Genomic DNA, 13,031 nt, shown 5'->3' with positions numbered 1-13,031 from the left:
CCCTGTTAGTGCTCGTTCATGCCCCGCAAGAGTTTTTCGACCTCTTCCTTATGACGGGTTTCATCGCTGATAATCTCATCCAGATCGTTGGCCAATCCGTAGTCGCCAAAAGCCTCAGCCTGCTGGCGACGCTGCACATAGCGTGCGATGGTCTCGGTCTCAGCCCGTAGCACTTCCTCTAGCATAGCTCGGTTGGTTTCTTGCAGCGTCACCTGGGCCGGCTTAGTGGTGGGGATCCCTCCTAGGGCCGTGATTTTATTGGCCAAAAACTGGGCATGGCGTAGCTCTTCAGGAATTTCGGCTTCGAAGAACTGCTTGAGCAGCGGCCGGTGGATGCCGCTTGTCATGGCCGCATAGGTCGCATACATCAGCACTGCCTGGTATTCATGAGCCAGGTCTTCGTTGAGCCCCCGAATAAGCTGCTCGCGGGTAACTTCTTTGACTTTCGTTTCCATAAGTTTGCTTTCTGGTTTAGGTACCACCTGCTTTATGGTATGCCTGTGGGCGTGTAAGGTTTGCAGTCGGGCTGTGACAGTCCTGGAAAGATTACAGGCCCTGGAATTCAGCCCATACGGGAGCGTGGTCCGAGGGTTTAGGGCCTTTACGCTCTTCTCGATGCACACCGGCAGCCGTGCAAAGCGCAGCTAGCGGAGGCGTAGCCAGCAGGTGGTCGATGCGCAAACCGTCACCTTTAGGAAAAGCCAGGCCACGATAGTCCCACCAGGTATAAGGTCCTGGGCCTTCGTAGTGTTGGCGAATGAGATCGACTAGCCCCCAGTCCAGCAAACGACGAAAAGCTTTTCGAACGTCCTCATGGAAGAGCACCGAGTCGGCCCAGGCCTCGGGAAAAGCAACATCACGGGCTTCGGGCGCTACGTTGAAGTCGCCAGCCAGGAGCCATAGCGCCTCTGAGCTCGCCTGCATGGCCAGGTAAGCGCAAAGCCGATCAAGCCAGGCCAGTTTGTAATGCCAAGCTTCGGAGCCTACGCTACCGCCATTGGGGACGTAGACGCTGCACACCACAAGCTGCTTCCCACAACGGGCCTGAAGAAAACGGGCTTCGCTTTCACCATTAAGCCCGCGGCGCACCTCGCTCAGCGGCAGCCGACTCAAAATAGCCACACCGTTATAGGTTTTTTGGCCGAAGAGGGCCAGCTCGTAGCCTCGCTCGCGGAATGGATCTTCGGGGAAGTCGTCATCGATCACTTTGGTCTCTTGCAAGCAGACCACATCAGGCTGCGTGCGGTCTATCCAGGACAGCACCCGTTCCAATCGGGCCCGTATGGAATTCACGTTCCAGGTAGCGACCCTCATATTGCGGTGCAGGATTGGGTGGAAGTTTCGGGTTGGCCATACCAGCTCCGCAGTCCACGCTGCGCGGCTTCGCAAGCCGCGGCTTCCGCACGTTTTAGATCGGTAAAGACGCCAAACAGGGCTGCTCCAGAGCCTGAAAGTGCGCCATAAACGGCACCTGCCTCCAGGAGCCAACATTTCAGAGCTTGCAGTTCAGGATAACGGCTGAACACAGGCAGCTCAAAATCATTGATCAGCTCGCGCTGCCAGCGTTCAGGATCATTTGACCGCACCACTTCGACCAGTGGAGGGCTGGGGCGTTCTCGAGGCTGCACTAGCCGGTAGGCTTCGGCTGTAGCCACTTGCAGGGAAGGGACTACCACCACCAAGTAGTAAGGAAAGTGGAAATCCGGGAGTGGATGCAGCACTTCGCCACGCCCTGTAGCCAAAGCAACTGGCTGAGGCCACAAAAAAAATGGTACATCTGAGCCCAAAGAGGCAGCAAGACGCTGCAAGGCTTCCGACCCGAGACGCACCCCCCAGAGACGACTAAGAACCCGTAGCGTAGCAGCAGCATCGCTAGAGCCGCTGCCTAGCCCAGCGCCATAAGGCACATACTTTTCCAGGTGCAACCGTCCCCAAGGCCGGCGTTGCAACCATTCAGCCAAGCCGTAGGCAGCGCGCACGCACAGGTTTCGGGCATCGGTTGGAAGCAAAGGATCCGAACACGTAAACGCAAAAGACGTATCGGGGGCTGCGTGGACCTGGTCGCCCCAAGGAATACGCAATAAGACCGTCTCAATGTCATGGTAGCCATCCGAACGCCGCCGGAGCACACGCAAGCCCAGGTTGATTTTTGCCTGAGCTACTTCCGTCAGTACTGCCTTTGAGGTTGGCTCCTGCACGTTGCAAAACGACACAACTTTATCGTAGCTTTGTTCTGATTAAGGGTTAAAGTACTAATGCCTTGCCTTTGATCTGACGCCTATCGGCCAAGTTTGCTACAATTTTGTTTTCTCGCCTTCCACACCAGTTTGAGGGTACGGACGATGCATCGTTACGGCACTTGGGTAGTCTTTGCATTGCTAGGAGGGTTTTTAGGGACGGCAGCCGCTCAAAACTTAGGCATGCCTGCCAGGCAAGCGGAGCCGGTTTCCGTTGAACTATTACGTCGTCTTGAGCCGCCTGGGACCCCTTCGGCACTCGCGCTCGAAGGCCCCATCGATCCGCATCGTTATCGGGTAGGCCCTGGCGATCAGTTTATGGTGACCATCGGGAGCACGCCACCCCAAACCTTCACCGTAGAAGTATCGGCTACCGGCAGTCTGGTCATCCCAGAAGCTGGGGCGCTAAACGCAAGCGAGCGCATACTGGCCGAGGTGCAAGAAGCTGCGCAAAGCTTGCTTAAGGCGTACTATCGCAATGTGCCGGTCGAGGTGACGCTGAGCCGCCCTCGCACGTTTTATGTGCATGTGACTGGTGCCGTACCGGTGCCAGGGCGCTTTCTCGCTTCTGCTACTGCCCGCGTTAGTGATATTCTGCAGCAAGCCTTTACTTCACCTCGTTTGCCTGAAGAGGAAGAAAAAGGAGAAAACGCTGCAGCCATTGGTTCGGCACGTACAGCGCTGCATGCCTTCTATCAACCTTCTTTACGAAACGTACGCCTGCATCACCGCAACGGGGAAACCGAACACCTAGACTTGGTGCGCTACTATGCGATAGGAGACCTTTCGCAGAACCCTTACTTGACCGATGGCGACGTAGTGGAGGTCCCTGCGTTTCACACGAACCGGGATGTGGTGTTTGTTTTTGGCGAAGTCCCCTATCCTGGTCTGTATGACTATCGTGCAGGCGACACGCTCCTAGACGTGTTGCTATTGGCTGCAGGCCAGGAAGGACTAACCCGATTCGACCGCGTTCGGCTAAGCCGGCCTGTGGCTGGCTCAGATAGCGTGCAGGTTATGGTTCAGGAGTTTGCGATTGCTGATTTGCTGGCAGATCCCGCTCGTGCACCACAGCTCAGGCCTGGAGATCACGTTCAGTTTTTGGTACATCGCCAGCCTTATGTCTTGGTTACAGGTGCTGTACGCTATCCTGGCTCCTATCCGATTGTCCATGGCCAAACCACGCTAGCTGAGCTCATTGCGATGGCAGGTGGACTAGCCCCAAAGGCAACCCAACGCTTTGCTTATATCGAACGCGGCCCCGCGTATCCGCCCATGGTCTCAGCAGGAGACACCAATGCGGTAAGCTGGCTTCCCAGCCAAGCGAGCAATTTGGATGTTTTTGCTAAGATATCTTTAGCCCAAAATTTGCAACAACGATGGCTGCTTGTGGATTTGGAAAATGCTTGGGCGGGACGTGGACCGAATACGCGGCTCTTTGATGGGGATCGCGTTTATTTTCCAGAAGACCGCAACAGTGTGCTGGTTGTAGGGCATGTGCCTCGGCCGGGTTACGTTCCGTACGTACCTGGCCAGTCTGCCCGTTACTATGTTTCGGAAGCAGGAGGACCTGGTCCGCGTCCACGCGGTATTTATGTGTTTAATACAGCCACCGGGCGTGTACGCGAGGGGCTGCAGACCCCGGTGGCTTCGGGCGATGTGATCTTTGTGGATGCCCAGCCTGCTCCTGATACGCCAGAAATGGCGCGTCTGGTCTTGGAAGAGCAGGCTTCACGTCGCCAAAGTCGCATGCAAACGGCCCAGGTGATTCTTTCCACCTTTGCCACCATTGCTGGAATCATCACTGCCTATGCCGCCATCACCCGCTGACGGTGCTGCTACGTCGAATTTGCGCACCTGGGAAGCGCTGCGTACGCTCTATGCAGCCCGTAAGCTGCTGTTGGGCGTAACCCTCACGGCAGCCATTGGTGCCGTCATCTTGGCCCTTTTGCTCCCCAACTGGTACCGGGCTAGCGCCCGCGTGCTTCCCCCTGCAGGCACCGCGTTTTCTCCTTTGGCTTCACAACTTTTGCGCGACCTTCCGGGCGCTCTGGGCAGTTTCTTGGGAAGCAGTACGCGGGATTATAACCGCTATCTCAGCATCCTGACCAGTCGTAGCCTGCACGAGCGGGTCGTGGATCAGTTCAACCTGATTGCGGTCTACAAGCTAGAGCGGGAAAAACATCCTCGTGAAGCAGCCCTTCGCGAGCTGCGTGACAACACGTCCTTTGATGTCGATCGCGACTTTGAGTATCTGGAAATCTCGGTCATGGATCGCGATCCTAAGCGAGCAGCCGACATGGCCAACTTTATGGTAGCTGAGCTCAACCGTATCAATGCCCAGCTGCTGACCGAAAACGCCACCCGCTACCGCCAGTACGTTGAGCGCCGTTACTATGAAGCTTTGGCCCGGCTCGACTCGGTGCTCGATGCCCAGCAGCGCTTTCAGGAAAAGTACGGCCTTTTCAATGTAGAGGCGCAAACGCGGGGACTTTTAGAATACATGGCGGCGCTGCGCGCGCAGGCTTTGGAGACCGAGATGCGGTATGAAGCGCTCCGCAGCCAGCTGGGCGATGAAAATCCCCAGGTACAGCTGCTGGCCGAAATGCGGCGTGCGGCCGAAGCGCGCTATCGCCAGGCATTAGCAGGCCAAGAACGGTTGCTGCCTGTGCCGCAGCGCGAAATCCCTGCTGCACTGCGGCAGTACCTTGAGTTGGAACGCGAACGGGTCTTGCAAACCCGCATTCTTGAAGTGCTTGCTCCGCTGTATGAGCAAGCACGCTTTGAGGAAGAACGCCGCGTCGAAGCAGTGCAGGTGATTGATCCTGCCGTTCCCCCTGTTCGAAAGGCCTGGCCTCCACGCACGCTTTTGGTTATTGGAATCACGCTGGCTGCCTTTGCGCTGAGTGTGCTTGTGCTCTTGGCGCGCGCCTGGTGGCAAGCGCAACGCCCACTGTTTGACCACTATGTCCTTACGATGCCAACCCGTCAGTCACAGTCATCCCCTTAGCATCATCGCTGTGGAGAAGCGGCAAAACGCCGGCCCAAGTCAGCGCAAAGCCGCTCCAAATAGTGCTGGTCAACTTCGTCGAAAGCGCTCAGGTAATTGGAGTCCACATCCAGCACAGCTAGGAGGCGACCTTCGGGTGTAAGTACAGGGACAACAATCTCCGACTGCGTCGTTGCCGAACAAGCAATGTGATCGGGAAAGCGGCGCACGTCGGGCACCAGCTGGGTACGCCGCGTACGCGCTGCAGCACCGCATACACCTCGGCTGAACGGAATGCGCAGGCAGCCCTGCGGGCCCTGATAGGGTCCCAAAATAAGCAGATCGTCCGAAACAGCCCGGTAAAAACCCGTCCAGTGATAGTAATCGAAAGCGTGATGGAGCGCACAGGCTACGGTAGCCATGGCTGCTATCCAGTCCGTTTCCCCTTCAAGCAACGCATCGATATAGGCCAGCACCGCCTCGTAATGTTGGGTGCGTTCGATTTCAGGTGCGCCCAGCGTTAACGGAGGGTGTATAAACTGTACTTCAGCCATAAGCGCTATGGATTTAAACGGTTCGCTGCGGTTCTCGGGGAGCCACCTGGCGGATGAGCTCACGTGCGCTTTCTAAGGCAGCTTCGGTCACTGCTGCCCCGCTCATAAGCGCCGCAACCTGATGCGCTCGCTCTTCGTCTGACAGCCGCCGAATGCGCGTCTTGGCCCGACCTGCCTCGAGGATTTTCTCGACCAAAAAGTGCACGTCGCCAAAGGCAGCAATCTGGGGTAGGTGGGTAATGGCAATAATCTGATGATAATTGGCCAGCTCGTGCAACCGCTCACCAACCCGATGCGCAATGGCGCCCGAGATGCCGGTATCGATTTCGTCGAACACCAGAATGGGCAGGCGGTCGCTTTTAGCCAGAATCGTTTTCAGGGCCAGCATGATGCGACTGACCTCGCCGCCTGAAGCCACCCGTACAAGAGGTCGAAGCGGCTCGCCAGGGTTGGTCGTGAGGTAAAACTCGACCTGATCCATGCCGGTCGCAAAGGCCGCATAACGTTCGGGCTCGCGGCCAGGCACAGGCAACATGATCCAGCCTTCAGGATCTGCGCGACGCGTAAACCGCACTTCAAACTGTGCAGCTGGCATGCCCAGCACGGCCAGTTCAGCTTCGATAGCACGCTCGATACGCTCAGCCACTTCATGCCGCTTAACCGAAAGTCGCTGGGCAGCTGCAGCGAGGTTCTGCAGTGCTTCCCCGAGCTGCTGGTCTAACCGTTCCAGTGCTCCTTCGAAATCCACTGCCAGTGCATATTGACGGCCGATTTCAGCGCGATGGGCCAACACCGCCTCGAGCGTTCCACCATACTTGCGCTTCAGCAGCTCCAGCTCGACCAGCCGCGACCGAATGGCTTCAAGCCGCTCGGGATTAAACTCGATGCGGGCGTTGTAATCCTGCAGAAACTTAGCAATCTCGGCCACGCTGATCTGCGCCGAGCGGATCTCCTCCAAGGCCTCCTCAAAGCTGCGGTCGATGCGCACCAAATCTTGCAGCTCATTGCGGGCTAGCACCAGCTGGTCGTGGACGGCATTTTCTGACTCATAGAGCATTTCATAAAGCCGGGCTGTGGCTTCGTAGAGGTGCTCCGCGTTTTCCAAGATGCGCAGCTCGGCTTCCAAGGCTTCCTCTTCGCCTTCTTGGGGTCGCACGCGATCGATTTCTTCGATTTCGAAGGCGTAGCGCTCTTTTTGCTCCTGCAGCTCCCGCCGGCGGGCCATGAGGGCTTCACGCTCGCGCATTAGGCGCGCAACTGTTTCGTAGTGCCGCTGGTAGGTTTCGCGCAAGCCGCCCAGGCTGCCAAAGTTGTCGAGCAGTTCTAGGTGCGTTTCCGTGCGCAGCAGGCTTTGGTGTTCGTGCTGGCCGTGCAGGTCGATCAGCAAGGCGGCCACATCGCGCAGGAGCTGTACAGAAGCCGGCGTATCGTTGATAAAGGCTCGGCTCTGGCCTGCCATGATTTCACGCCGCACGATAAGCTGCGGCAGAGGCTCAATGGCATTGGCCTCAAGCAGCGCCTTTAGACGAGGCGTATCGGCTTCGTCAAAAATCCCTTCGACAATCGCTTTTCGGGCGCCACTGCGGATCATGTCGGTATCGGCGCGCTCGCCAAGAATCATCTTCAACGCGCCGATCAGAATCGATTTGCCTGCACCGGTCTCACCGGTCAGAATGTTTAGCCCGCTGCCGAACTCCACCTCCAGTTCTTCAATAAGGGCGTAGTCGCGGATGTAGAGCGTGCGCAGCATGGCTGGCGAAGCGTTCAGCCTAAGGCTTAGCGATTGCGCCCGTGGCAATGCTTGTATTTTTTACCGCTACCACAGGGGCAAGGGTCGTTGCGTCCGATTTTTTCGCCCACTACGACAGGTTGCTCTTTGGCCGTAGGGTCCTGCCGCGCTGGTGCAGGCACTGCCTGAGGGCTACCGATCTTTACCCCGTAGGAGTCAACGCTTGCGTGCTGAACGTGAGCCCGGGAAGGATCCAGTCGTCGCGTACGAGCGGCAGGCACTGCGGGCCGCGTTTCAACCAGCGGTCCGGCCCGAAAGATGAACGAGATCGTATCGCGGTTGATCTTGTCGAGCGTCTGTTGGAAAAGGCGAAAACCTTCAACCTTGTATTCGACCAGGGGGTCGCGCTGGCCAAAGGCCCGAAGGTTGATGCCTTCTTTGAGTTCATCGAGCTCGCGCAAGTGCTCGGTCCAGTGCTCGTCGATAAAATGCAACAGGGCTACCCGCTCTAGCGCATTGTTGATCTCCTGACCACGTGTGCGCAGCGCTTCGTCGACGCGGGCCACTGCGCGCAGAATGCGGCGGCCATCGGTAAAGTCGACCACCACGCGCTCGGGGGTGTGTTCCAGTCCATCTTGGTTGAGAAACGCCTGCAGCCGCTCATAAAAAGGCTGCGCCAGCATCTCTCGCTTGCGACGGTAAAAGTCCAGTGCTGCTTGGTAGAGGTGATCCGTCACGCCATCTTCGCCTAGGCGTGCGAACGTTTCGCGGTCAATTTCGTAATCAAAAGCTAGTGTGCGCAGCACCTCCTCGCGCATCGCCTCAAGGTCGGCCTCTTTGTAGTGACGCTCAACAATTTGTGTAACCACGTCGCGCAGCATTTCGAGCACGTCGTGGCTGGTTCGTTCTCCCGTAAGGGCATGGCGGCGGCGGCCGTAGATTACGCGACGCTGCGCGTCGAGCACGTCGTCGAACTCTAGCTGTCGCTTGCGAATGGCAAAGTTGTTTTGCTCGACCTTTTTCTGAGCTCGCTCGATGCTCTTGGTCACCCAGGGGTGCGTAATGACCTCTCCTTCTTCCATTTTGAGCCGATCCATGATGCGGGCAATGCGCTCTGAGCCGAAAAGCCGCATCAGGTCATCTTCGAGCGAGACGTAAAACTGGCTTTCTCCGGGGTCGCCCTGGCGACCGGCACGACCGCGCAGCTGCAGATCGATTCGCCGGCTTTCGTGCCGTTCGGTACCGATAATGGCCAAGCCGCCCAGTTCCTTAACGCCCGGACCCAGCTTAATGTCGGTCCCGCGGCCGGCCATGTTTGTCGCGATCGTCACTGCACCCCGCTGGCCAGCCTGCGCTACGATAAGCGCCTCCTGTTTGGCGCGGTCACGGCGGGCATTAAGCACGTTGTGCGGGATGCCCTCACGCTTAAGCATGCGGCTGAGCATCTCCGACACTTCAACCGAGGTCGTGCCTACCAGCACGGGCTGGCCTTTTTTGTGGTATGCTTTAATTTTTTCGATCACCGCGTTGTATTTCTCCCGCTTGGTGCGGAAGACGAGGTCTTCGTGGTCAACGCGAATGACCGGCTTGTGCGTAGGAATGACGATGACGTCGAGCTTATAAATTTTGTAAAACTCCTCCGCTTCGGTAATGGCTGTACCCGTCATGCCGGCCAGCTTGTGGTACATGCGGAAGTAGTTCTGGAGCGTAATGGTGGCGTAGGTCTGCGTAGCTGCCTGGACTTTGACGCCCTCTTTTGCTTCAATGGCCTGATGCAATCCATCAGAGTAGCGACGACCTGGCAGCACGCGGCCTGTATGTTCGTCGACAATGAGGACCTTACCGTCCTGAACAATGTACTCGACGTCTTTTTCGTAGAGGGTGTAGGCACGCAAAAGTTGCTCAACTGCATGCAAGCGCTCGGCCCGCTCGGCATAGCGATTGTAGAGTTCACGTTTTTTCTCTTCCAGCTCTTTGCGCAGCAGGCGACGATCGTTTTCCAGTTTGTTTAAGCGCTTTTCTTCGGAAAGGTCAGAGCGCTGTGCTAGTTCCGTTTCAAGCTGCTGCAGTTTTTGCTGGTATTCTTGTTCGATGCGGGCCGTCTCCTCACCCAAGTCGGGCAGCACAAACATGTCGCGGTCCTGACCGGCAATACGGGCAATCTCGTCGAGGCCTTTTTCGGTGAGTTCAATGGTATGGTTTTTCTCGTCGAGGGCGAAGTAGAGCACTTCGTCCACGAACGGCATGTTTTTGGCATTTTCTTGCAAATAGAAGGCCTCGGTACGTTGCAAGAGCGTTCCCACGCCCGGCTCGGCTTTGAGCTTCATAAAGCGCTTATTGCGTGGGAAGCCTCGCGCTACCCGCAGCAAGGCCAGTCCTGCCTCTTCCTCAAGGGCTGCAGCCCGTTTGCGGTCGCCAGCAGCTTCGGCCTCGTCCCGCTCTTTAAGCTTTTGTTCAGCTTCAGCCACAAGCTGCGCCACGAGCCGCTGCTGCAAATAGACAAGCTTCTCGATGACGGGCTTAAGTTCAGTGAAACGTTCGTCCCCCGATTGGGGCACAGGGCCGGAGATAATCAGGGGGGTGCGGGCTTCATCGATAAGCACCGAGTCGACTTCGTCGACAATGGCATAATGATGCCCGCGCTGCACGAGCTGGTCGGGATCAATCACAAACGAGTGGTCGCGCAGGTAGTCGAAGCCAAACTCGCTGTTGGTGCCATAGGTGATATCCGCTTGGTAGGCACGGCGGCGGCCTTCGGAGTGGGGTTCGTATTTGTCGATAACATCGACCGTCAATCCCAAGAACTCATAAATTGGCCCCATCCACTCTGCATCGCGTTGCGCCAAATAGGGGTTGACCGTCACCACATGCACCCCTCGACCGGCCAGCGCGTTGAGATAGACGGGCATAACAGCTACCAGCGTTTTGCCCTCGCCCGTCTTCATTTCAGCAATTTTGCCTTGATGGAGCACAATGCCGCCCAGGATTTGCACGTCGAAGGGCACCATATCCCAGACGATCTTTTGCCCGCCAGCCATCCACTCCTTGCCCAGTAAACGGCGGCAAGCTTCTTTGACGACAGCAAAGGCTTCGGGAAGCAGCTCATCTAGCGTGTGCTCAACGCGCTCCAGCCATTCCTTTTCTAGCTCGTCGAGTTCGTCGTAGAGGCGCTCCCGCTCCTCTGGCAAAAGCGCTTCAACGTGGCCGTCACCGCTCATATCGGGCATCTCGCCCCGCAGTTGGGCCTCAATCTCTGCCTTGCGTGCCTCAATGTCGGCAACAGCTTCCCGGATGCGCCGCTTAAACTCATCGGTTTTGGCGCGCAGCTCCTCGTCAGTTAAGGCCTTAAACTGCTCAGCGTAGGCGTTGACCTGATGAACAATCGGCCACAGTTTCCTCAGCTCACGCTCGTTGCGGTCTCCTAAAAACCGCTTAAAAAAATCAAACATGGTAAGCTTTGCTCGCTACAACTATAGGCTCAAGGGCGATTGGACGCATTTAGGTACCGGCACTCTCACGCCCTGCGGTGCAGTCCGTTCCCTTGCCGCCGACTAGGCGTGCGGCTTACATGCACTTTGGACCGAAAGCCTGCTCCTTGCTTACCAACGCGTGTGCTCCTCGATGGGCAAGGTACTGTACATGAGGTGCAGCAGTAGGCCCGAAAGATCCCACCGGCTTGCCCGCTGCTCTTCGACAACCGAGCGAAACCGCCAGTCGTCAAACGTATCGTCACACAAATAGTCCGTAGCCCGCACAAACGTCGGCCGCCCATCCACGTACAGCCCCACCTGCCGATGCAAAGTTACTTCCCGAAACGTGCACAACCCTTGCGTGCTGCGCACCTGACGCACCGTGACCTGGCCCCATGGCGTATCGCTTTGCCAAACCTTCATACCAGCTTCGGGCTCCTGCAATGCGCCCATGCCCCGACACCCGCTTAGGAGCAAGACGAGTCCGCAACCCAAAATCCAGCGCATGGGTATTCCCAAAGTGTTTTAGGAAGCTAAAGTCTTGTATGAAGTTACGCCCAAATAGGTCCCTACCCCACCTGCCAAGGGGCATTTTTCTTGAGCAGCTGCTCAGCAGTGCATTAGCAGGTTAGGGCGCAAACAAACCAACGGATTTGGTGCGTCAATCGGCATCCATTAGGCGGGGGCACCCGGGCCTTCAAAAAACCAGGAGTAGAACACCTGTGCTCCGCGCCCGTCTTTGCAGCCGGGGAGCATGTTTTTCAAATTGCGTCATGCGCTGGCCAAAAGTGCGTTTCTTCACCACACTTGTGTTGGATGCCTACCGCAAGCGTTCCCTAACCCTTCAGGAAACCGTCGTGGTTTTGCGCTTGCGCAGAGGTATTCCTTATCCAAAGGATGGTAACCCAGAGAGATGTTGTGGCCTGGCTTTTAATTACGCTGGCGTATCACCTCTCGGAATAGCTTGGCCGCTTTCAGCGTCGAACAGGTGCAGCTGAGCGCAGTCCACGCTAAGCGGTACTTCGCAGCCAGGATCAAACCGTCGGCTAGCCTCTACCTGAGCCACGATCGGCGTTTGGCCCACACGGGCGTAAAGATGCGCTATGGCTCCCAAAACCTCAACCGTCTCCACTCGGCCGTGCATCATGGCCTCTTCGGGTAAAGCAAGACGTACAGCTTCAGGTCGAATCCCGAGGGTTACAGCCCGCCCCATAGGCAGCCCTGACCAAACTGCCTGAGGGAGCGGAATGCGCACCCGCCCATCTTCAGCAATAAACCAGTGCTGTTCAACACGTCCTTCCAAAAAGTTCATGGGTGGGCTGCCGATAAAGCTGGCCACAAAGCGGTTGGCAGGCCGGTGATATACTTCCATTGGTGTGCCGATCTGTTGCACGCGTCCTTGATTAAGGACCACGATACGCTGGCCTAGAGTCATGGCTTCCACTTGGTCATGCGTCACGTAGAGCATCGTGCGACCCAGCTCACGGTGCAGCCGGGCCAACTCGGCGCGCATCTCTACACGCAAACGTGCATCCAGATTCGACAGCGGCTCATCAAACAAAAACACCTGGGGCTCGCGCACAATAGCCCGTCCAACCGCTACGCGCTGACGCTGCCCACCCGAAAGCTGGTGTGGTCGACGGTTGAGCACTTGCTCTAGCTCCAACACCCGAGCAGCTGCCCGCACCCGGCGCTCAATTTCGGCTTTGGGCATGCGCCTTAGCTTTAGCCCAAAGGCCATGTTTTCGTAGACGGTCATGTGTGGATAGAGGGCATAGTTTTGAAACACCATCGCAATGTCTCGGTCGCGTGGGGGCACGTCGTTCACCACCCGATCGCCAATGCGAATCGTACCGCGTGAAACGGTCTCTAATCCTGCCACCAGACGCAACAGCGTCGTTTTGCCGCAGCCTGAAGGCCCCAAAAGTACCAGAAACTCGCCATCGGCTACCTCCAGCGTGACATCTGCCACAGCCACGTGGCCATTGTCGTACATTTTCCAGACATGCTCTAGCTGAACTCCAGACATAGCTCTGTGAAATTTGCTCGCTT

The 13,031-nt window shown here is 57.1% G+C and carries 10 protein-coding genes; 2 read left to right on the top strand and 8 right to left on the bottom strand.

Features of this window, described 5'->3' with window-relative positions:
* Positions 1-5: 5 nt before the first annotated feature.
* The 3 genes from J8E65_RS08090 to ispE all read right to left on the bottom strand — a co-directional run bounded on the left by J8E65_RS08090 (position 6) and on the right by ispE (position 2,213).
* Positions 6-455 carry a ferritin-like domain-containing protein gene (locus J8E65_RS08090; protein WP_210375250.1) on the bottom strand — a complete coding sequence of 150 codons (450 nt, stop codon included), beginning with the start codon at positions 453-455 and terminating at the stop codon, positions 6-8.
* A gap of 91 nt (positions 456-546) precedes the next feature.
* Positions 547-1,314, bottom strand: coding sequence for an exodeoxyribonuclease III (gene xth / locus J8E65_RS08085; RefSeq protein WP_210375249.1), 768 nt, complete (start codon positions 1,312-1,314; stop codon positions 547-549).
* On the bottom strand, positions 1,311-2,213 hold the full coding sequence (ispE, locus tag J8E65_RS08080; RefSeq protein WP_210375248.1) for a 4-(cytidine 5'-diphospho)-2-C-methyl-D-erythritol kinase: 903 nt from the start codon (positions 2,211-2,213) through the stop codon (positions 1,311-1,313). The genes xth and ispE overlap by 4 nt, the downstream gene beginning before the upstream one ends.
* A gap of 207 nt (positions 2,214-2,420) precedes the next feature.
* On the opposite strand from ispE, the gene J8E65_RS08075 reads away from it, so the two are divergent.
* Positions 2,421-4,067, top strand: coding sequence for a polysaccharide biosynthesis/export family protein (locus J8E65_RS08075; protein ID WP_210375247.1), 1,647 nt, complete (start codon positions 2,421-2,423; stop codon positions 4,065-4,067).
* Entirely contained in the window at positions 4,048-5,247 is a 1,200-nt protein-coding gene (locus tag J8E65_RS08070) for a GumC family protein (protein ID WP_210375246.1), read from the top strand. The genes J8E65_RS08075 and J8E65_RS08070 overlap by 20 nt, the downstream gene beginning before the upstream one ends.
* A gap of 2 nt (positions 5,248-5,249) precedes the next feature.
* Here the strand turns inward: J8E65_RS08070 and J8E65_RS08065 are convergent, their stop codons facing one another.
* The 5 genes from J8E65_RS08065 to J8E65_RS08045 all read right to left on the bottom strand — a co-directional run bounded on the left by J8E65_RS08065 (position 5,250) and on the right by J8E65_RS08045 (position 13,008).
* Entirely contained in the window at positions 5,250-5,780 is a 531-nt protein-coding gene (locus tag J8E65_RS08065; RefSeq protein ID WP_210375245.1) for a GAF domain-containing protein, read from the bottom strand.
* A gap of 13 nt (positions 5,781-5,793) precedes the next feature.
* A complete protein-coding gene (recN, locus tag J8E65_RS08060) occupies positions 5,794-7,530 on the bottom strand; it encodes a DNA repair protein RecN (RefSeq protein ID WP_210375244.1) in 1,737 nt (578 codons plus the stop codon).
* A gap of 26 nt (positions 7,531-7,556) precedes the next feature.
* Positions 7,557-10,958 carry a preprotein translocase subunit SecA gene (gene secA, locus J8E65_RS08055; protein ID WP_210375243.1) on the bottom strand — a complete coding sequence of 1,134 codons (3,402 nt, stop codon included), beginning with the start codon at positions 10,956-10,958 and terminating at the stop codon, positions 7,557-7,559.
* Between the two features lie 150 nt (positions 10,959-11,108).
* Positions 11,109-11,486 carry a hypothetical protein gene (locus tag J8E65_RS08050; RefSeq protein WP_210375242.1) on the bottom strand — a complete coding sequence of 126 codons (378 nt, stop codon included), beginning with the start codon at positions 11,484-11,486 and terminating at the stop codon, positions 11,109-11,111.
* A gap of 427 nt (positions 11,487-11,913) precedes the next feature.
* The gene (locus tag J8E65_RS08045) at positions 11,914-13,008 is read right to left on the bottom strand and encodes an ABC transporter ATP-binding protein (protein WP_210375241.1); all 1,095 of its coding nucleotides are present in this window, start codon (positions 13,006-13,008) and stop codon (positions 11,914-11,916) included.
* Positions 13,009-13,031: the final 23 nt, after the last annotated feature.

The organism is Rhodothermus bifroesti (genome assembly GCF_017908595.1).
GTDB classification, from domain to species: Bacteria; Bacteroidota; Rhodothermia; order Rhodothermales; family Rhodothermaceae; genus Rhodothermus; species Rhodothermus bifroesti.
The sequence above is the reverse complement of the archived record's forward strand: the minus strand, read 5'-3'. Positions and strand labels throughout refer to the sequence as shown.